At 40.9% G+C, this 19,642-nt stretch carries 17 protein-coding genes; 9 read left to right on the top strand and 8 right to left on the bottom strand.

The annotated features are described in order from the left end of the window. Positions 1-173 precede the first annotated feature (173 nt). Together glgB and ACSQ6I_RS00705 are read left to right on the top strand one after the other, a co-directional pair. Positions 174-2,465 carry a 1,4-alpha-glucan branching enzyme gene (gene glgB, locus ACSQ6I_RS00700; protein ID WP_438888306.1) on the top strand — a complete coding sequence of 764 codons (2,292 nt, stop codon included), beginning with the start codon at positions 174-176 and terminating at the stop codon, positions 2,463-2,465. A gap of 660 nt (positions 2,466-3,125) precedes the next feature. Beyond that, positions 3,126-4,085, top strand: coding sequence for an IS110 family transposase (locus ACSQ6I_RS00705; RefSeq protein WP_438888308.1), 960 nt, complete (start codon positions 3,126-3,128; stop codon positions 4,083-4,085). A 187-nt stretch (positions 4,086-4,272) separates the two neighbouring features. Here the strand turns inward: ACSQ6I_RS00705 and ACSQ6I_RS00710 are convergent, their stop codons facing one another. The 3 genes from ACSQ6I_RS00710 to ACSQ6I_RS00720 form a co-directional block, all read right to left on the bottom strand. Continuing rightward, positions 4,273-5,016 (bottom strand): Uma2 family endonuclease, encoded by a 744-nt coding sequence (locus ACSQ6I_RS00710; protein WP_438888309.1) that lies wholly within the window; start codon positions 5,014-5,016, stop codon positions 4,273-4,275. 85 nt (positions 5,017-5,101) lie between these two features. Then, positions 5,102-5,452: a hypothetical protein gene (locus ACSQ6I_RS00715; RefSeq protein ID WP_438888310.1), complete on the bottom strand. Its 351-nt coding sequence runs from the start codon at positions 5,450-5,452 to the stop codon at positions 5,102-5,104. Between the two features lie 23 nt (positions 5,453-5,475). Further along, positions 5,476-6,960 (bottom strand): CIA30 family protein, encoded by a 1,485-nt coding sequence (locus ACSQ6I_RS00720; protein WP_438888312.1) that lies wholly within the window; start codon positions 6,958-6,960, stop codon positions 5,476-5,478. A 252-nt stretch (positions 6,961-7,212) separates the two neighbouring features. Between ACSQ6I_RS00720 and ACSQ6I_RS00725 the strand changes: the two genes are divergently transcribed. The 3 genes from ACSQ6I_RS00725 (at position 7,213) to ACSQ6I_RS00735 (ending at position 9,181) form a co-directional block, all read left to right on the top strand. Beyond that, positions 7,213-7,713, top strand: coding sequence for a HugZ family protein (locus tag ACSQ6I_RS00725; RefSeq protein ID WP_438888313.1), 501 nt, complete (start codon positions 7,213-7,215; stop codon positions 7,711-7,713). 13 nt (positions 7,714-7,726) lie between these two features. Next, on the top strand, positions 7,727-8,611 hold the full coding sequence (locus ACSQ6I_RS00730) for an alpha/beta fold hydrolase (protein ID WP_438888315.1): 885 nt from the start codon (positions 7,727-7,729) through the stop codon (positions 8,609-8,611). A 174-nt stretch (positions 8,612-8,785) separates the two neighbouring features. Beyond that, the gene (locus ACSQ6I_RS00735; protein ID WP_438888316.1) at positions 8,786-9,181 is read left to right on the top strand and encodes a GFA family protein; all 396 of its coding nucleotides are present in this window, start codon (positions 8,786-8,788) and stop codon (positions 9,179-9,181) included. 138 nt (positions 9,182-9,319) lie between these two features. Here ACSQ6I_RS00735 and ACSQ6I_RS00740 read toward each other — a convergent pair whose 3' ends face one another. Continuing rightward, on the bottom strand, positions 9,320-9,964 hold the full coding sequence (locus ACSQ6I_RS00740) for a DUF3386 domain-containing protein (RefSeq protein WP_438888318.1): 645 nt from the start codon (positions 9,962-9,964) through the stop codon (positions 9,320-9,322). 92 nt (positions 9,965-10,056) lie between these two features. On the opposite strand from ACSQ6I_RS00740, the gene ACSQ6I_RS00745 reads away from it, so the two are divergent. Both ACSQ6I_RS00745 and ACSQ6I_RS00750 read left to right on the top strand, forming a co-directional pair. Next, positions 10,057-10,725: a helix-turn-helix transcriptional regulator gene (locus tag ACSQ6I_RS00745; protein ID WP_438888320.1), complete on the top strand. Its 669-nt coding sequence runs from the start codon at positions 10,057-10,059 to the stop codon at positions 10,723-10,725. A 162-nt stretch (positions 10,726-10,887) separates the two neighbouring features. Then, positions 10,888-11,232 carry a hypothetical protein gene (locus ACSQ6I_RS00750; protein WP_438888321.1) on the top strand — a complete coding sequence of 115 codons (345 nt, stop codon included), beginning with the start codon at positions 10,888-10,890 and terminating at the stop codon, positions 11,230-11,232. Positions 11,233-11,278: 46 nt separating this feature from the next. On the opposite strand, the gene ACSQ6I_RS00755 is transcribed toward ACSQ6I_RS00750, so the two are convergent. From ACSQ6I_RS00755 to groL, 3 genes are all read right to left on the bottom strand, one after another. Then, entirely contained in the window at positions 11,279-13,018 is a 1,740-nt protein-coding gene (locus ACSQ6I_RS00755) for a R3H domain-containing nucleic acid-binding protein (protein WP_438888322.1), read from the bottom strand. A gap of 90 nt (positions 13,019-13,108) precedes the next feature. Continuing rightward, on the bottom strand, positions 13,109-14,293 hold the full coding sequence (gene ldpA, locus ACSQ6I_RS00760; protein WP_438888323.1) for a circadian clock protein LdpA: 1,185 nt from the start codon (positions 14,291-14,293) through the stop codon (positions 13,109-13,111). A gap of 343 nt (positions 14,294-14,636) precedes the next feature. Continuing rightward, complete coding sequence (gene groL / locus ACSQ6I_RS00765; protein ID WP_438888325.1) at positions 14,637-16,322, bottom strand: chaperonin GroEL; 1,686 nt, start codon at positions 16,320-16,322, stop codon at positions 14,637-14,639. Positions 16,323-16,480: 158 nt separating this feature from the next. Here groL and ACSQ6I_RS00770 point away from each other — a divergent pair, with 158 nt between their 5' ends. Further along, entirely contained in the window at positions 16,481-17,563 is a 1,083-nt protein-coding gene (locus ACSQ6I_RS00770) for an MraY family glycosyltransferase (protein ID WP_438888326.1), read from the top strand. A 138-nt stretch (positions 17,564-17,701) separates the two neighbouring features. On the opposite strand, the gene fabG is transcribed toward ACSQ6I_RS00770, so the two are convergent. After that, positions 17,702-18,442, bottom strand: a complete 741-nt coding sequence (gene fabG / locus ACSQ6I_RS00775; protein WP_438888327.1) for a 3-oxoacyl-[acyl-carrier-protein] reductase — start codon at positions 18,440-18,442, stop codon at positions 17,702-17,704. 212 nt (positions 18,443-18,654) lie between these two features. Between fabG and ACSQ6I_RS00780 the strand changes: the two genes are divergently transcribed. Then, positions 18,655-19,530 (top strand): SDR family oxidoreductase, encoded by an 876-nt coding sequence (locus tag ACSQ6I_RS00780; RefSeq protein ID WP_438888329.1) that lies wholly within the window; start codon positions 18,655-18,657, stop codon positions 19,528-19,530. Positions 19,531-19,642: the final 112 nt, after the last annotated feature.

Genomic DNA, 19,642 nt, shown 5'->3' on the forward strand with positions numbered 1-19,642 from the left:
GTTAGCCATACGGGAGCAGGGAGACGTTTAATTACCAATTACCAATTACCCAATCAAGATACATTCTGATGTAGGATAACCGTGACGACAAAAGTGCAAATAAATGTAAAGAATATATATAGATCTTAAAAAAGTAGATTTAGTTAATCACCTTATTTTACGTAGGTAGCTTCATGTCCATGACCACGATCGCCCCTGAACAGGTTAATCGCATCGTTTGGAATCAGCATCACGATCCCTTTGAAATACTTGGTTCTCATCCCGTAGAGCAAAATGGTAAGACTGTCTGGGCTGTGCGAGCTTACCTACCAAATGCTAGTGCAGCATGGGTAATAGTTCCTGAAGAACGGAAAGAATACCCAATGCAAAGTGTGCATGATCCCCATTTTTTTGAATGCACAATTGAAACCGCAGAACTAACAAACTACCAGTTACGGATCAAAGAAGGGGAACATGAGCGCGTTACTTACGACCCCTACGCCTTCCGTTCAGCCAATCTAACTGAATTTGACTTGCATTTATTTGGTGAAGGAAACCATCACCGAATTTATGAAAAACTGGGAGCGCACCTCACCACCGTAGATGGAGTCAAGGGAGTTTATTTTGCCGTTTGGGCCCCAAACGCCCGCAACGTTTCCTTATTAGGAGATTTTAACCTTTGGGATGGACGCAAACACCAAATGCGTAAAGGCCCCACCGGGATTTGGGAACTATTTATTCCTGAACTGGGAGTAGGAGAGCATTACAAATATGAAATCAAAAATTTTGAAGGACATATTTACGAAAAATCTGATCCCTACGGTTTCCAACAAGAACCACGCCCCAAAACAGCATCAATTGTCACAGACTTAAATACATACACATGGACTGACGAAGATTGGATGGAAGTGCGGCGTAACACCGACCCCCTCACCCAACCAGTCTCCGTCTACGAAGTCCATTTAGGTTCTTGGTTACACGCTGCTAGTGGAGAACCAGCTAAAGGAGCCAATGGGGAAACTCAAGCGATCGTTCCCGTATCAGAACTAAATCCTGGCGCACGCTTTCTTACCTACCGGGAATTAGCAGACCGACTCATTCCCTACGTCAAAGAACTAGGATACACCCATCTAGAGCTACTACCAATTGCCGAGCATCCTTTCGACGGTTCCTGGGGTTATCAAGTCACTGGTTACTTTGCTCCCACTTCTCGTTTTGGTAGTCCTGAAGATTTCATGTATTTTGTTGACCAATGTCATAAAAATGGCATCGGTGTGATTGTTGATTGGGTTCCCGGACACTTCCCTAAAGATGGACATGGTTTAGCTTTCTTTGATGGTAGTCACCTGTACGAACACGCTGACCCCCGCAAAGGAGAACATAAAGAATGGGGAACACTGGTATTCAACTATAATCGCCACGAAGTCCGTAATTTCTTGGTAGCAAATGCCCTATTCTGGTTTGATAAGTACCACATTGACGGAATTCGCGTTGATGCTGTTGCTTCCATGCTCTACAACGACTATTGCCGCGAACCAGGAGAATGGCTACCCAACCAGTATGGCGGTAGAGAAAACCTAGAAGCCGCTGATTTTCTCCGTCAAGTAAATCACACCATCTTCAGCTATTTTCCCGGTGTTCTTTCCATTGCTGAAGAATCAACATCTTGGCCAATGGTATCTTGGCCGACTTACACAGGTGGACTCGGCTTTAACCTAAAGTGGAATATGGGTTGGATGCACGATATGCTGGATTATTTCAGCATGGACCCTTGGTTCCGCCAATTCCATCAAAACAACATCACCTTTAGTATGTGGTATAACCACAGCGAGAACTTCATGCTCGCCTTGTCCCATGATGAAGTGGTACATGGTAAGAGCAATATCATCGGCAAAATGCCGGGTGATACATGGCAAAAACTCGCTAATGTGCGTTGTTTGTTTAGTTATATGTTCGCCCATCCAGGCAAGAAAACCATGTTTATGAGCATGGAGTTTGGACAGTGGAGTGAGTGGAATGTGTGGGCTGACTTGGAGTGGCATTTATTCCAGCATGAACCACACCAACAGTTGAAAGACTTTTTCCAAGCTCTTAACCACCTTTACCGTTCTGAACCAGCTTTATACACCCAGGATTTTGCCGAACCAGGGTTTGAGTGGATTGACTGTAGCGACAACCGTCATAGTGTCGTTTCCTTTGTCCGTCGTGAAAAGGATTCTGATAATTTCGTGATTGTGGTTTGTAACTTTACACCCCAACCCCATTCTCACTATCGCATTGGTGTACCAGAAAAGGGATTTTATACCGAGATATTCAATAGTGATGCCCGTCAATATGGTGGCAGCAATATGGGCAATTTAGGCGGTAAGTGGACTGATGATTGGTCTTTACACAATCGTCCTTATTCGTTGGATTTGTGTTTACCACCTTTGGGCGTGTTGATGCTTAAGTTAGATAAGCAAAAGACGGCTGAACTGATGGCATAACAGTTTAATTTATCCACATAAATTAGGATTTTGTAGGGGTACAGCAATGCTGTACCCCTATTTTTATGGTAAGGATTCAGGATACAGAATGTTTGATAGATCAGGGAACAAGAAATGGTCAGAGGGAAAAATTTTCGGTTCTTCGGTTCTTTTTATGGAAAACCTGGTTCAAAATCATTGAAAGCCTTATTGTGTGGGCATTTCATTCAAAATATGGGCATAATTGTTTATAACCCTTGCCCCATAAGGGTTTTGTTATAATCAATCCTTAATCACCATAAAAACAACGCAAGAGCCAAATTTTCTTCTACCTTCTTCTTTGTTCCTTCTGACTCAATACTTGTCGGTTAAGCTAAAAACATTAAATTAGGTTGACGTTAGGAAACCCAACATTTGCGGATTTTTGTTGGGTTGCGCTGTCGCTTAACCCAACCTTGTATCTTAGAGGAAGTAGTAGACCGTCCCAACCTGGGTCAAAAAAGACCGTTAAGTAGCAAGGGTCACTACAAAAATCTCCATGACAGAACTCGAACAGTCGCCTGGGGTAAAAACTATGAATAAAGACATAGATAATATAGCCCGTATCGTGCAAGGAAGAGTGAAATCAACGGGATGAATAAAAAAAGAGTAAAAGAATTAGTGGAAAGTTGAGAGTTAAAAATGGAAAAAATCTCTCAGTGGATAGGTATCGACGTAAGTAAAGCAACACTTGATGTTTATATCCGTCCAATAGGTAAAGCATTCAAAGTTGCTAACACGGAAATAGAAATAGCTAATCTAGTCAAGGAACTCCAATTATACACTTTAAATCTAATTGTATTGGAAGCAACAGGAGGACTAGAAACAGAACTAATAATCCAATTACAAGCCGCACTTTTACCAGTAGCATTAATCAACCCTCGTCAAGGAAGAGATTTTGCTAAAGCCACAGGTAAGTTAGCAAAAACTGATGCAATTGATGCAGAGGTTTTGGCACATTTCGGTGAAGCAATGAAACCGCAAGTGTTAGCAATTGAAAGTGAAATGGCACGTCAATTAGGTGAATTAATTAGTCGCCGAAGACAATTAGTGGAGATGTCTACTGCTGAGAAAAACCGACGTGACCGCGCTCGTGGTAAAGCCTTGGCAGACATTGAAGCGCACATTGATTATCTGGAGCAACGTCTTCAACAACTTAATCAAGAAATTGACGAATTGACTCAAAACAATCAACAATGGATTGATAAAGTCAATTTACTCAAAACTACTCCTGGGATTGGTCAAGTTATTTCTACCACTCTCGTTTCTGACTTACCAGAATTAGGTCAATTAACTGCCAAGCAAATCTCTCGCTTAGTTGGTGTTGCACCCATTAATCATGATAGCGGTCAGCACAAAGGCAAGCGCATGATTAATGGTGGTCGCGCTCATGTTCGTGCCATTCTTTATATGGGTGCTGTTGTTGCCATGCGTCATAATCCTGTGATTAAATCTTTTTATCAGCGTCTTGTTGAACGTGGTAAACCCAAAAAATTGGCAATTACTGCTTGTGTTCATAAAATGTTAGTCATTTTAAATGCGATGATTCGAGATCATCTTCCTTGGTCTATTAATCACGACTCACAACCAATTTCTGCATAAAGTTTCACTATCGTTTTTATACCTCCAATCTTGTTTGGTAATTTATGGCAATCTATAATTTACCTGTTTTGTTCTGCTTTGTTTTTCTCCTCTATTTTCTGACTTTTTTCCTAGACTTTAAATTTTTCCTTTACGATGCCTGCGGCGAGCGAAGCTATCGCTTGACAATCAAGACAGTCGCTACATTTTAAATTGTATCTGGATCAATATTTAATTCTCGCAATTTTGCGGCTAACCGTTCAGCTTTTCTAGATTCTTGTTCTGCTCTCTTAGCTTGTATTTCGGCTTTTCTAAATTCTTGTTCTGCTCTTTTAGCTTCTTTTTCTGCGCTTTCTTCTGGTGTAGATACTAGTTTTCCTTCTGGTGTGAAATACCGCAATAAACCGTCATGAATTCCTAAAGATAAACCTAGCTGTTGACTCCATAAATGTCCTTTTTCATTTGCTGCTAGAGGTTGATATTTTCCATCCACTAAATGAAAACCTGCAAATTCTAATGTATAAGGATCAAACCAAAAATAATCCGGTGTACGAAAAGTATTTTGATAAAGTTCTTTTTTATATTCTTTATCTGTATTAGCTGTAGTTGGTGAAAGAATTTCTAAAATTACATTGGGATATTTACCGTCTTCTTCCCAAACAACCCAGCTTTTACGGGTTTTGCGTTCAGTTCCCAACACTACAAAAAAATCTGGACCTCGGAAATATTCTGATTTTTTCTGGTTAGGACTATAGTAAATAGTGAGATTTCCCGCAGCATAGAAATCATTTCTGTCTTTCCACAACCATTCTAAACATTTGAAAAGTAGGATTATTTGTCGTAGATGCAGTTCTGTTTCCACTTGAGGTTCGTCACTATATAAATCACCTGGAGGAAAAATTACATCTTGGGAGACATTTTGTTGAAATTCTAATTCTTGAGCAATGATCATAAGATTGATATGGCATCAAGTAGTTATTTATTGATTATAACATTTATTGTCTGATAGCGTAGGGTAGCCATATCAGACATTTTCATTATTTTACTGACTCAAGCTGAGTAACCCGCTTGGCTAATTCATTAACTTGTTGCTTTACTTCAACCACTAAAATTGATAGTTTATCAAACATTTTATCCCGTTCTGACTGTGACAAACTTCGTCTAGAATTCGTAGGCTTTGAAGGAGTAAGAGTTGTTATAGAGGATGAAAATTGACGATTTTGACTGAGTGATAACTCAATTTGATTCAACCGTAGTTCTAACCGACGCAAGTCAGACTCTAAGTTATTAACGCGAAAATCTACTTGTTGTGATGAAGCAGAATTTAATAAAATTCCACTCCAAATTATTATCACTAAAGTTCCAGCAAACAATAATTTTTTCAGCATTTTATTGACTGATTCTTTAACAGTTATTTATCCGGTTTTAAGCTAGAAAATTGCTGCTTCCAGTTAATAGAGTTAGCATTATTTTCTCCCTGTTTTACCTCAAAAGTCAGATTACGCGCTTTTGGTTGTTGTAGAGATTGAATACAAATTTCAGCAACGTCATCACGGCTAATTTTACCTCTAATATTGTCACCTTGTTCAAAGATTAACTCTTTTCCTCCTGTGGCTTCTGTTAAAGCACAAGGTCTAATAATTGTGTAAGGAATTCCCGTCTCTCTTAAACTATCTTCACCTCTTAATTTCCAAGTTAAAATCCCTCCTAATTGGTCATTTAATCTCACCGCTGGTGGTTCTTCATCTAAATTAATTCCTGGTCTTCCAGGACGAGTTACACCAGCAGAACTAATAAAAACAAATTGAGGTAAACTTTCACCACCAAAAGCTTTGATGGATTCTATTTCTAATGCAAAATTACCAGGATTAAATTTGGGATTTAAAGCTCCATCATATTCAAATTTGCTCAACATTAGTTGCAATGAACAAACTTTACTAGAATCAATTGGTGGACAATCTTTAACAGATTTTGCTCTAAATACAGGTGTTAAATCTGCAAAAGGAATGGTAATATCTATCCAGGTATTAGCTACAGTATCAAAAGCATAACTGTAACCTACTCCATCCCATGTTGATTCTGTTCTTAAAAATATTTTATATCGCTGTCCATCACCTTTAACGCGCAATTTTACACCTGTGTAACCTGATAAATCAATTGGTGGTGAAAAATTCTTTGTTCTCACAGAAGCAAATCCTCCAGAATTAGCGGTGGAAACATTGCCAGCAAATAAGGCTGTTTTTTCTAATATTTGAAAATTACTTGCACTTACTCCACCCATGACTACATCATCTAGCGCACCCCAGATATTTTTTAATTCTTCTGATGGTTGAGTAAAATCAAATATCGCTTTTTCACCTGTGTTTGGTAGATATTTAGCTGCTGCTTCTACTAAATTTTTTACACCTTTAAACTCGACATTTTCAGGTGTATCACCAACAATTTCTGGTAGATAAAATTTTACACCTTGATTATATTTAGCTCTATCAGGAGTGTCTCCTTCTACTGGTTGGACACGCACTGCTGTACAACAAATAACAGCTTGAATATTATTCATAACTAAGCTGTTTAGGGTTTCGGGTTTGGTAATATCCCCAGCTACTAAGTCAACATCATTACCGACAATTAAGCGCGCTTTTTCAATATCTCTGACTAAACAGCGGACTTTATAACCCTGTTTTAGCAATCTTTGTACTACTCGCTTACCAACTCCACCAGTTGCACCCGCTACTAGAATAACACCCATTTTGCTTCCTCCATTTGGTTGATTTTGATTGTTTTGAGGACGACTTTGAAATAACTTTTCTACCCAGTTGAGGACAGGAAATACCTCAAAGTAGGTGAGGGTTTTGATGAATCTGCATAAGTCCCATTGAGAACGATTTTTTTCAGTCACAATTATTTTCGCTACTCTACTGTACTTTAATTGTATCAATTTTAAGTTTTACATTTACATCAATTATAAATTTTTTGGAACTAAGCGCAGAGGCGCAGAGAAGCCAGTGCGTTGGGCGGGTTTTCCAACTTGTAGCAACTGGCGCGACACAGAGGTAATTAAGGAAATTTATGATAAATTATTTATGATTAGCATGGAAGATAAGTATCGGATTTTCTATTATAATCAGGTAGAATGAGTGCAATTTTGTTTATGAGCCAATTTGAAAAAGTTCAAGCTGAATATGAGAAATTTCCTCAAGGATTTTCCAGCATCATTATGAGTACAGTCAATGAAAAGGGTATTCCTAATGCAAGTTATACTCCTTTTGTAATTGATGAATCTAAAAATATCTACATTTATGTGAGTGGGTTAGCTAGTCATACTACTAATATTCATGCTCATCCTCATGTTGGTATTTTATTTATTGAAGATGAATCTAAGACTCCTAATATTTTTGCTCGTCGTCGTTTGAGTTTTGACTGTACGGCGACTTTAATTACAAGGGAAACTGAAAAATGGAATCAAATTGTTGAACAATTTCAAGACCGTTTTGGGGAAATTATTGAAATGTTACGCAGTTTGCCAGATTTTAGAATTTTTCAACTTACTCCAACGGAGGGACGTTTTGTAATTGGGTTTGGTGCAGCTTACAATATTAATGGTGATAATCTCAATCAACTTGTACAAATTACTAAAGATAATATTTCCTAATTCCTAATTATATATGCTGAAATTTCAACCCCCTGGTTTTGGTCATAAGGTTATTAATACATTCTTGGGTTCAATGGTATATTATACCCAAATTAGTGAACCTTGGGATATTTCTAAAATTGAAGAATTACCACCTTTATTATTTTTACACAATTTTGGTGGTGGTGCTTCTAGTTATGAATGGTCTAAAGTCTATCCAGCTTTTGCAAATCAATACCGTATTTTAGCACCAGATTTAATTGGTTGGGGAGAATCTGATCATCCTGTAAGAGATTATCAAATTCAAGATTATTTGGCGACTATTAGTGAGTTTATTAATCAAACTTGTAATCAACCTGTGACTGTGGTTGCGTCTTCTTTAACTGCTGCATTTACTATTCGTTTGGCTATTGCTGAACCTGATTTATTTAAAGATTTGTTTTTAGTTTCTCCTTCTGGATTTGATGATTTTGGACAAGGTGCGGGACGAAGATTACCACTTTCGGTGATTAATATGCCTTTTTTGGATAATCTAATTTATGGTTTGGGTGCGGAGAATGAAGTTGCAGTTAGTAATTTTTTAAGAAGTTTTTTGTTTGCTAAACCAGAACTTCTTACTCAAGAAATGGTAGAGGCTTATTTGACATCTGCACAAAAGTCAAATGCAAAGTTTTCGGCTTTGGCATTTTTACGAGGTGATCTTTATTTTGATTTGAGTTTATATATTCAGCAATTGAAAATTCCTACTGTGTTTTTCTGGGGTGAGGAGGCACAATTTACTAATATCGAATTAGGACGGAGGTTAGCCAGTTTAAATAAAAATGTGATTAGAGATTTTCAAGAAATTGCAAATACTGGTATATTACCACATCTAGAAACACCAGAAGTTGTGATTGGTTTATTATACAAATATCTTTAATTCTCGACTATACCAAGAGGTTATTTACAAAATCAATCTTCAGGTGTGGTTGACTTCTATTTGTGGTTTAATATATCTGTAAAAAAGGTGGGTTACGGTGCATATATCTAGACTCTAAAATTATGGTTTTTCTTAGCACCTAACCCACCCTACAACTAGTTTAGGTAATTCAAAATGATAACAAATATTAATAAAGCTGTTACTTATGAAGGTGGATGTCACTGTGGTGCGGTGCGCTTTCGGGTGATGGTTAATAAATATAAAGTTGATGATTGTAATTGTTCAATTTGTAGAAAAAAAGGATTTTTACATTTAATTGTTCCTAAAGATAAGTTTACTTTGCTGCAAGGGGAGGATGTTTTAACGAGTTATCAATTTAATACGGGAGTTGCAAAACATAAATTTTGTAATATTTGTGGAATTCATTCTTTTTATATTCCCCGTAGTCATCCTGATTGTATTGATGTGAATGTCAGGTGTTTAGATGGAGATGTGATTGGTGATTTTGAAGTTGTACCTTTTGATGGTGCCAATTGGGAGGATAATATTCATAAGTTGATTGAAAGCTAGAACTTACGTTTTTTTTGTTTTTGGTTGGATGTAATATAGTTGAGAGGGCGGGGTCTCCCCGCCCCTACAGATGATTCTGCTGATATAAATAAATTACCAACAGACTCTATTGATTTAGATTAGTTGCTATTCCCAAATCTAGCCTAACAACTCTATGTTAGAGAAGATAAATTCTTGAACTGAAAGATTACCTTCTGTTTCAGTGCGAATTTCTCGACGATTTAAAATGGAATACTCACCAACTTTTTCATATTCGTCAGTGAAGAAACTTCTTCCACCTTTTTGTGCGCCGGTTTGGGGGTCATGATATACAGAGTCATAGGTGTGAGACAGATAACCTGCACCTGTATCATGACTGCTGAAAGTGTCAATTGTCACGTAAGTGCCATGAATTAAACGATGAACGTGGCAAACTTCATTATTACGAATTTTGTATTTGTCACCTTCGGCTTTACCACCCATTAAAATTTCTATTGCACCGGTTTCGTCAGTTTTACCATAGCTAAAGGTATTTGCGCCGTGGGTATCTGCAAAGGCACGACGAACACGGTGAACAGCGATTTCCCAAGCTTGTCCGTGAATTGCTTTTTTTGCGGCTTCGTCTTCTACGTCTAAAACTTCTGCTTTGAGATTAGCGTCAATTTTAACTTTTCCAGTTAATACTTGTCCGTCATACTTATAAGTGATATCTGCGGTATAACCAGGGAAATTTTGATCCCAGGTGTAGCGGTTTTCATAAGCAGCCTGGAAAAATTCTTGGGCTGAAATTTGAGTAACTGTCATGTGTTTATTGGTGATTAATAGAGTTTTATGGCTGTTGGTATTAGCATAGAGGTAATTATCGAGGTTCGTATAGTCCCCAAGTGGGTACTCTTATGGCTAAAACTCTCCATGCCATTTTTCAAGCGATCGCTAATATCCAGAATGAGCAAGAATTAAAATTAGCTCTCATGGATGCTATTGGCGACCATTTTGGCGTGCAACATTGGGGTATTTATTTCTTAGATGACTATTCTACAACCGACATAGACCTGCCAGAAATGCCCGCAGCCTGTTTAGAAAGCAATCCCGTAGGGCGTTATGTGGTGGAACGTCACGCCCCAGCCCATGAGCAATTAATCTTGTCTCCTGGGGATTGGAAGCGTTTTTGCTCACGTCATGATCATGTGATGACTGGGCCTATAGTTTGTGATGGTCGTTTGGTGGGGACGTTAAATTTTGCCCGTGACGAAGGAAGTCCGCCTTTTAATGGTAGTGATTTAGCTGATTTAAGTGCTGTTTGTATTCATTTATCCACTAAACTGGCTACCCTACGGGCGAAACCAAAACCATTATTGTCTGCTGTCAGTTGTCCCTTGACAGCCAGGGAGTTAGAAATTGCGGAATTAGTTGCTCAAGGTTTAACCAATGGTGAAATTGCGGCTAAACTTTGGATTACCCAAAATTCTGTTAAACAAGCTTTGAAAAGAATGTTCCGCAAACTTGGGGTATCAGCGCGGGCAGAAATGGTGGCAAAATTGCAAGATAGACTGGTTTCACCTTAACCTCCTAATTCCTCCCACCACCAGCCATTTCCCTTCTTTGGGAATGCTATACGGTAAACGCAGCGACGATGCCCGTAGGACTTTACGGAACACTCTGCAAACGGTTATGGTGGGGGTCTCCTGGGAGGTTAAGATAAAATTGTTGATTAAGGATTACAGATAATGCAAGTTCTAAAAAGATCCATTAAACCAGAAACTTATATATGTTTTCTCCACATTTATCCAACTACTTGGGGGACTGCGGGTGATATTTGTTTAGTTCGTGAATCTGTAGCTAATTCCAGTGCATCAAAATTTGTAGGTCACAAGATGCGACTAGCCCTGCCAAAAGGGTTGGAACGCGATTCTTTGGTAGGTGTGCCAGTGATCAAAGTTGCAGGTCATGTGGGTGAAGGACATCCTAAAGATAAGCAGTCTGAATGGGAAGCTTATGTAGGTGTAGATAGAGAACTTGCGATCGCAGCTATGAAACCTTGGGGCTTTAAATTAATTGAACCCACAAATTAACCCCTCTTGATGAAAAAGAGGGGTTTTGTCAAGGTTTTGAACAGGGTTAAGCTGGATAAATTCTTAACCGCCGATTTGGTTCTTCCCCAAAACTGTCTGACTTGAGCCGATAATGTTCTACCAACTCATGTTGCATCTTCCTAACTTGAGAAGAACGGGGTAATAACTCGACTGGCTGACCTTTGGGGATCACAATTTGCTCCACAGCAAGTCTTGCTTCTTCCAAAGCGTCCATCTCATCATCACCACCCCTATGCAGTAACAATTGTAATTCTCGGTCATCGCCCATTTCTGGATCATCAATGTTCAGCAATCGACGTAAACCGCGAGTAATTTGAGGAATGGTGCTGGACTTGATGACATGAATTGGGACATGACGAGCCTTAGCCATTTGCCTTAATTTAGCGTGATTTTTGACGTGCGATCGCAATGCCAAAATAGCATCAGCATTATCTATATCTTTTGTCAAAATCACAGGTAAACTTAGCACACTAATCACCTGTTCCAATTGGTGACGACTTACTCCATAGGGGTAAATGTGTAATGGCAAATCTTCCCCATTTGGCCCCGCTTGCTTAGTAGAAGTACTAAAATCAATACTTTCAGAATAATTGAAAGATTCATCTAACAAGCGGTCAAATTCACTGCGCCCAGTTACCCGTTCACGTTCCAGAGACAAAGGTGGTAGAGCGACCATTTGACCAGAAGAACGCCAGCCATTAGCCTGCTTCACCGCTGGGAAAGATTCTTCATCACTAGGTAAACTACCCCCACGACCATTAACCACAGATAACTGTCTGCTAATCGCCACTTTACCCTTTTCGTCCACAGTTCGCGTTTGCGGGTTAGGTTGACGACCCCTTAACAGAGTATCTACAGTATCAGCAACACTTTCGTGTACTACCCAGCGCTGTCTCTCCAACATTTCCACAGCAATCTCAAAAGTAGGAGGAGCTTTACGTTCCAAAACTGTCTTTTGAGAACCTCGCCTTCTTGCTTCGTCATCTCCTAGCGTCACCGCTTGAATACCCCCAACCAAATCACAGAGAGTGGGGTTTTTGATCAGGTTTTCGATTTGGTTTCCGTGAGCAGTTCCTACCAATTGCACCCCCCTTTCGGCAATGGTACGAGCTGCTAAAGCTTCCAATTCCGTGCCAATTTCATCAATGACAATGACTTCTGGCATATGGTTTTCCACCGCCTCAATCATCACCTGATGTTGTAATTCTGGTTTAGCTACTTGCATTCGTCTAGCACGACCGATGGCCGGGTGGGCAATATCACCATCTCCAGCGATTTCATTGGAGGTGTCAATAATCACCACCCGTTTATTTAAATCATCCGCCAACACACGGGCAATTTCCCGTAAAGCGGTAGTTTTTCCCACACCTGGACGACCCAGCATGAGAATTGATTTACCAGTTTCTACCAAATCGCGGATCATGCCAATTGTGCCGAATACTGCCCGACCGACACGACAAGTCAAGCCAATAATCTTACCAGTGCGGTTACGGATAGCACTGATTCGATGTAAAGTTTGCTCAATTCCTGCCCGATTATCTCCGCCAAAGGTTCCTACTCTTTGAATGCAATCATCTATCTGTGCTTGAGTAACGGTTGTTTCGCTCAGATACTCAGCTTCATGGGGAAACCGAGCTTCTGGACGACGACCTAGATCCAAGACCACTTCAACTAAACTATCTCGTTTGGGATGATTCTCTAGTACTTGTCGCAAGTCCTGGGGCAAAATGTCTAATAACTTTTGGAGATCTTCTGTAATCGTCATGCTTTCTATGGTGACTGACGTTTTGAGAGATAATTAGGACACTTTTTTGCGGGAGTTCCCACAGTTGGGGAAAGTGACCGGAATGAGCGATTAGGGCGATCGCTCCGCTAGTTGCAGCGATCGCTGTGACTTGAGTTGGGAAACGAGAGTATGGGCAAGCTCTACAGCCTGCCAGAGTAATTCCGGTTCTTCTTCCAGGCGGATAGAGGTCTTAATACTAGTGTTACTCACCTCCTTATTTTCTAACTTTTCAAGAATGGGTGACAGCAATACGCGAGCGTAGCTACCGTAGGCAACCCCGGCTATGGAGGCAGAGGGGCGGGGTGCAGGGTGCAGTGGAGATGAATTTTCCCCCTTGCTCCCTGCTCCCTGCTCCCTTGCCTCTTGCAGCAGTCCCAGTTCCTTCAACTTAGGAACGGTGTAACTATTTGTGCCTCCTGCTAACTGCACATATCCCGGTAGGTTTGCTGCCAAAACTTTTTGCCCTAATTTTACTGCGGCAATGGTGGTTCCATCTCCAATATCACCACTCATAGAGCGCCCGTCTGTTTGCCAAATTACAACTTGGGGACGGGGGGACATAAGATTATAAATTGCTTGGAGGTAGTCAATTAATCCCTCACCATCGTTACAACTGATGGCTATTACCTTTAAATTAACTGCCCAAGGTGTGGCAATTGCTGCCCACAAACGCTGGAATTCTGCCAAACGCCCTATTTGTGTATGAATTTCTATGGCATCTATTCCCGTTGACATGATCAATGGTGCGATCGCTCCCGGCGTTGACACATATGATGCTGTATCAATCATCTCATAAGGACAGGCTGGAATGCAACGACCACAGCCATAACATTTTTCAGCCACAATTCCTGAATAGCTATCTTTGAGATTATTAAACACAATCGCTTGTGCAGGACAAATTTTTTCACAGGGTCTAGGGCAATCTGTTGGACAATTTCTAGAATTAAACTCTGCTTTTCTAAAATGGGGGTCTTCTCCATCATTGAGACTGACCATTAACAAAGGTAAATTACCTTGAAAACCAAAGCCTCGCTTCTGGGCATCCCTAACCAGATCCTTCGCTGCTTGTAAACCTGCTTGGGCAGCCGCAATCACCGCCGGATCAGCTGCCACATCTATGCAGTCAGCGCCCGCCAAAGTGTAGGCTAATGTTAAACTTCTGACCGCAGGTAAATGTTGGAAACTGGCTCCACAAATCAACTTGAACCAGTGACCCTGTTGCAGGGATTGTAAAGGGGCTAACATATCACTCACACTTCTATTATGCTTTTATCTGCATGGAAATTACGACCGTAATCAAGAAAAAATCATAATTTTCTCAAGACACAAAAAAACAGTTTGCCCTTTTGTGAAGACAAACTGTATAAAAAATCAAAATTTATCAAACAGAATACAGGAGTAGTAGGGGCGAAGCATTCGGGCGATCAATTATCAGTTTTTGGCCAAGGCTATTTTCCGAATGCTGATGCCTCCGGCACGCTACGCGAACGCCCGTACAGGAGTCAGGAGGAACTCCATAAAACTGGCGAATGCCTCCTGTTTTTTTACTCAGCACTCAATACTCAGTACTCGGTACTCGGTACTCGGTACTCGGTACTTAGAACATACCCATACCGCCCATGCCGCCCATACCGCCCATGCCGCCCATACCGCCCATACCGCCCATACCGCCCATACCACCCATATCAGGGGCAGCAGCAGCTTGTTTTTCAGGTTTCTCAACAATGATGGCTTCGGTTGTTAAAACCATTCCCGCAATAGAAGCGGCGTTTTGCAAAGCGGAACGGACAACTTTGGCAGGATCAATAATACCTGCGGCGATTAAATCTTCAAATATTCCAGTAGCAGCGTTATAGCCGATGTTAATGTCTGTTTCCTTGACTTTAGAAACAATCACAGTACCTTCAACACCAGCGTTATCTGCAATTTGCCGTAGGGGAGCTTCTAAGGCTCTTTGGACAATTTCTGCGCCAATTCTTTCTTCAGGATCAAGGGTGTTCTTGATTGCATCTATTTGCAAAGACAGGTGAATTAAGGTTGTACCACCACCGGGAACAATGCCTTCTTCGACTGCGGCTTTGGTGGCGTTGAGTGCGTCTTCAATCCGCAGTTTGCGGTCTTTGAGTTCGGTTTCTGTAGCTGCACCCACTTTAATGACTGCCACACCACCAGCTAGTTTGGCAATGCGTTCTTGTAGTTTTTCGCTATCGTAGTCGGAATCAGTTTCTTCCAACTGTTTACGAATTTGAGCAATCCGCTTTTGTACCTCTGGCTTGATGTCACTAGCAGATACAATTGTGGTGTTTTCTTTGTCAATGGTGATTTGGCGGGCAGTTCCCAGCATTTCTAAAGTTGCGGTATCCAAACTTAAACCGATTTCTTCAGAAATCATCTGTCCATCGGTGAGGATCGCGATATCTTGTAATAAAGCTTTGCGGCGTTCACCAAAGCCAGGAGCTTTGATAGCAGCAACTGCCAATACACCCCGCGCTTTGTTGACAACTAAAGTCGCCAAAGCGTCGCCATCTACATCTTCGGCAATTATCAGTAAAGGTTGACCTAACCGGGCAACTTTTTCTAAGACAGGTACTAAATCCTGAATGCTGCTGATTTTTTTGTCGGTAATCAGGATACGGGCGTTTTCAAATTCCACCGTCATCCGTTCGTTGTTGGTGATGAAGTATGGAGAAATGTAACCCCGGTCAATTTGCATCCCTTCCACTACTTCTAATTCGGTAGTGAGGGATTTGGATTCTTCTACGGTGATTACGCCATCTTTGGTGACTTTTTCCATAGCTTCAGCAATCATATTGCCGACTTCTTCGTCATTACCAGCCGAAACGGTAGCTACTTGAGCGATCGCACTTCCTTCTACTGGTTTGGCAATTTTAGCAATTTCTTGCACGAGTGCCTCAACGGTTTTATCAATTCCCCGCTTCAAGCTAATAGGGTTAGTACCTGCGGCAACGTTCTTGAGTCCTTCTCGAACTAAAGCTTGTGCTAGAACCGTAGCAGTAGTAGTTCCATCCCCAGCCACATCCTTGGTTTTGGATGCCACTTCTTGGATTAGTCTAGCTCCAGTGTTTTCCAAAGGATCTTCTAATTCAATTTCCTTGGCAACAGTGATACCATCGTTGACAATTTGAGGTATACCAAATTTTTTTTCTAAAAGGACGTTGCGACCTTTTGGCCCCAAGGTGATTTTCACCGCATCAGCCAGAGCGTTAATACCCTTTTCTAATGCCCGCCGTGATTCTTCATCAAATGCAATAATTTTCGCCATGTTTAATTTCTCTAGCGCTTCCATTAGACAATTTAGCACTCACAGGCAAAGAGTGCTAAGTCCCTTAGCCACTCAAATTAAGAAATTCTAATAAAAAATTGATTAATATTACAATTGATGCTGATTTTCAATACTAGCAGTAATGGTTAAAGTGGGAGATGAACCTAGACAACTCCCTTAAGTCTCTTGGCATTGCTAACCCTAGCGGCACCGGCTGGTTAGCGGTAGTATTTACTTTTATTTTGGCTTGGTTTGTGACTTGGCGTTTAATTCCGGCAATACGTCAATTTGCCTTGCGGGTCGGTTGGGCAGACCAACCCAATGCCCGACGACTTAACCAAGAACCTTTACCTAATGCCGGAGGTTTGGCTATCTATGCCGGTGTTATTGCCGCTTTGGTGTTGGCTAGTCTCTTACGACCTATTGAACTCCAAGGGGTGTTAGCTCAGGTACTAACAATCCTTTTGGGAGGATCTATCTTAGTCCTGGTTGGCTTTATTGATGATCAATTTGGCTTACCTCCTTCTGTGCGTTTGTGGGCGCAGATGATCACGGCACTCTTGCTGGTAGCAAATGGCATTAGTATTAAAGTTACTTTTGGTACACCCATAGACTCGCTATTGTCGATGGCGTTGACAGTGTTGTGGGTAGTAGGTATTACCAATGCCATCAACCTGATGGACGGTATGGATGGTTTGGCGGGAGGAATCAGTTTTATTACCGCCATGAGTTTGTTAGGGGTTTCGGCTCAGTTTAATAATCGAGCCGCAGCAACCTTAGTTTTAGCCGCTTTAGCAGGTGCTGCACTGGGATTTTTGAGGCACAATTTCTATCCCTCACGGATCATTATGGGTGATGCCGGGGCATATTTTTTCGGCTACGTATTAGCAGCAACTAGTATTTTAGGAAAACTCCAACAAAACACCGTTTATGCTCTTGTACCCACGGTTTTATTTCTGATGTTGCCAGTATTAGATACCACTCAGGTTTTTGTACGGCGACTTCTAGCAGGAAAAAACCCCCTGAGTACTCCCGGTAAAGACCATTTACATCACCGTTTGTTGGCTTGGGGGTTATCCCAACGCCACGCAGCTTTGACTCTGTGGTCAATTACTTTGTTTTTTAATTTGCTGGCTATGAGAATACAAGGTATGACTTTACCAGTTATGGCTACATCTGCCGCTAGTATTATTTTGCTTTTGGGTTTTACTATCTGGCAAAGAATACGTAGTAATTCGTAATTGATAATTCGTAATTCGTAATTGAATTAATAATACTAAGGTTGTGCAAGTACGCACATTCCGCGCATTTATACCACGGTCTTAATTAATGTATTTCTTCCTTTACATGGCGGTAAATTACGAATTACGAATTACGAGTTACATGACCATTCCCCCGTCTACATTCAAGACTTGACCAGTGATGTAAGCTGCTGCGGGATCAGCTGCAAGAAAGCGCACCATACCAGCAATTTCTTCAGGTTGACCGTAGCGACCCAGGGGGATGAATTGGAGAATATTTTCGGCTTTGACATCGCTGGTCATGTCGGTGGTGATAAAGCCAGGAGCGACGGCGTTAACGGTGATGCCACGGGAAGCTAGTTCTTTAGCAACTGTTTTGGTAAAACCAATCACACCTGCTTTGGCGGCGCTGTAGTTGGCTTGTCCTGGGTTGCCCATTTGTCCAGCGACGGAGGCAATATTAATAATTCGCCCAGAACGTTGTTTAAGCATAATTTTGCTGACAAGTTTTGTACATAAAAATACACCAGTTAAATTTAGGTCTATAACTGCTTGCCAATCTTCTAATTTCATTCGTAATAGTAAGGTGTCGCGGGTAATGCCTGCATTATTAACCAAAATATCGACACGCTTAAACTTGTCAATGGTGGTGTTAATGAGTGTCTCTACTTGATCTGGTTGAGAAACGTCTGCTTTGAGTGCGAACGCATCTCCCCCATTAGCGATAATTTCTGCTACTACTTCGTCTGCTGCTGCGCTAGAACTGGCATAGTTGACAACTACTTTAGCGCCTTGAGATGCTAGTTGGAGTGCGATCGCTCTCCCAATTCCCCGTGATGCTCCCGTGACAATCGCAACTTGATCTTTTAATAGTGTCATTTAATTTTCCTCAATATCAAACAGACCATTTATAAGTAAATCTTTAAAGGGTGTAACGGCGCAACATTATCGGAGTCAAGACAGTATAAATCGCAGCCTAAGATTTCCATTGTAGGCAAAATGGCACAACTTCGGATTCTGAGAATTTTCTCAACGGAAAATAGTGATTAAACTGAACTAGAGGAATAGCCCCATACTCAAATCCAAAAGCTATGATTCTAGTCACTGGAGCAACTGGAGGAATTGGTCGTCGCGTCGTGCGACTATTGCGCCAACAACAGCAGCCTGTGCGATCGTTTGTCCGTCTCACATCCCATTACAGCGAGTTAGAACATCGGGGTTCTGATATCTTCATTGGGGATTTGCAACGAGAACAGGACATTGAAAAAGCTTGTCGAGGCATTAAACATATAATCAGCACTCACGGTTCGGGTAATGATGCACTCTCCTTGGATTACCGCGCTAATATTGAACTCATTGACCAAGCTAAAGTCCAAGGTGTTGAACATTTTGTTTTCATATCCGTTTTAGGTGCTGATAGAGGATATGAAGATGCACCCGTGTTCAAAGCAAAACGAGCCGTAGAGAGATATCTGCAAAGTAGTGGCTTAGATTACACTATTTTACGCCCGGCTGGACTAGCATCAAACTTGCTACCACTGGCAGAACGCTTTCGAGAAACTGGTTTGTATTTACTTATCGGTGATCCTAAAAACCGTACATCTATTGTTAGCACCGATGATTTAGCCAGAATAATTGTAGATTCTTTGACCGTTGCAGATGCTCGTAATCAAATTTTACCAATAGGAGGCGCGGAAATTCTATTGCGAGAGGATATTCCTAAGATTTTTAGTCGCATCTTTAACAAAGAACCGATAGTAATTAACGTTCCTTTGTTTGCTATTGACGGGTTACGAAGTGCATTGGGTTTATTAAATTTCCAAGCACAAACAGCTTTAGGAACCCTTCGCACTTTACTGGCTAATGAATTTTTCTGCACAGCAGAAGAAACCGCAAATGTAGAAAGAATTTTTAACTTTCAATTGGAAACTTTGGAAAATTTTTTGCACCGTTATTTAGCTATTTAAATTAGGTAATTGGTGATTGGTGATTGGTGATTGGTGATTGGAAAGACTTCTACCCATTACCCATTACCCATTACCCATTACCCATTACCCATTACCCATTACCCATTACCCA

The organism is Anabaena sp. WFMT (assembly GCF_051781005.1).
Lineage (GTDB): Bacteria > Cyanobacteriota > Cyanobacteriia > Cyanobacteriales > Nostocaceae > Anabaena.

Coding starts and splice junctions, on each gene's coding strand:
- ACSQ6I_RS00735 (WP_438888316.1), top strand. CDS start 8,786: ATGATAACAAATATTAATAAAGCTGTTACTTATGAAGGTGGATGTCAC.
- ACSQ6I_RS00755 (WP_438888322.1), bottom strand. CDS start 13,018: ATGACGATTACAGAAGATCTCCAAAAGTTATTAGACATTTTGCCCCAG.
- ACSQ6I_RS00745 (WP_438888320.1), top strand. CDS start 10,057: ATGGCTAAAACTCTCCATGCCATTTTTCAAGCGATCGCTAATATCCAG.
- ACSQ6I_RS00750 (WP_438888321.1), top strand. CDS start 10,888: ATGCAAGTTCTAAAAAGATCCATTAAACCAGAAACTTATATATGTTTT.
- ACSQ6I_RS00705 (WP_438888308.1), top strand. CDS start 3,126: ATGGAAAAAATCTCTCAGTGGATAGGTATCGACGTAAGTAAAGCAACA.
- ACSQ6I_RS00725 (WP_438888313.1), top strand. CDS start 7,213: ATGAGCCAATTTGAAAAAGTTCAAGCTGAATATGAGAAATTTCCTCAA.
- ACSQ6I_RS00770 (WP_438888326.1), top strand. CDS start 16,481: ATGAACCTAGACAACTCCCTTAAGTCTCTTGGCATTGCTAACCCTAGC.
- ACSQ6I_RS00780 (WP_438888329.1), top strand. CDS start 18,655: ATGATTCTAGTCACTGGAGCAACTGGAGGAATTGGTCGTCGCGTCGTG.
- ACSQ6I_RS00730 (WP_438888315.1), top strand. CDS start 7,727: ATGCTGAAATTTCAACCCCCTGGTTTTGGTCATAAGGTTATTAATACA.
- fabG (WP_438888327.1), bottom strand. CDS start 18,442: ATGACACTATTAAAAGATCAAGTTGCGATTGTCACGGGAGCATCACGG.
- groL (WP_438888325.1), bottom strand. CDS start 16,322: ATGGCGAAAATTATTGCATTTGATGAAGAATCACGGCGGGCATTAGAA.
- glgB (WP_438888306.1), top strand. CDS start 174: ATGTCCATGACCACGATCGCCCCTGAACAGGTTAATCGCATCGTTTGG.
- ACSQ6I_RS00710 (WP_438888309.1), bottom strand. CDS start 5,016: ATGATCATTGCTCAAGAATTAGAATTTCAACAAAATGTCTCCCAAGAT.
- ACSQ6I_RS00715 (WP_438888310.1), bottom strand. CDS start 5,452: ATGCTGAAAAAATTATTGTTTGCTGGAACTTTAGTGATAATAATTTGG.
- ACSQ6I_RS00740 (WP_438888318.1), bottom strand. CDS start 9,964: ATGACAGTTACTCAAATTTCAGCCCAAGAATTTTTCCAGGCTGCTTAT.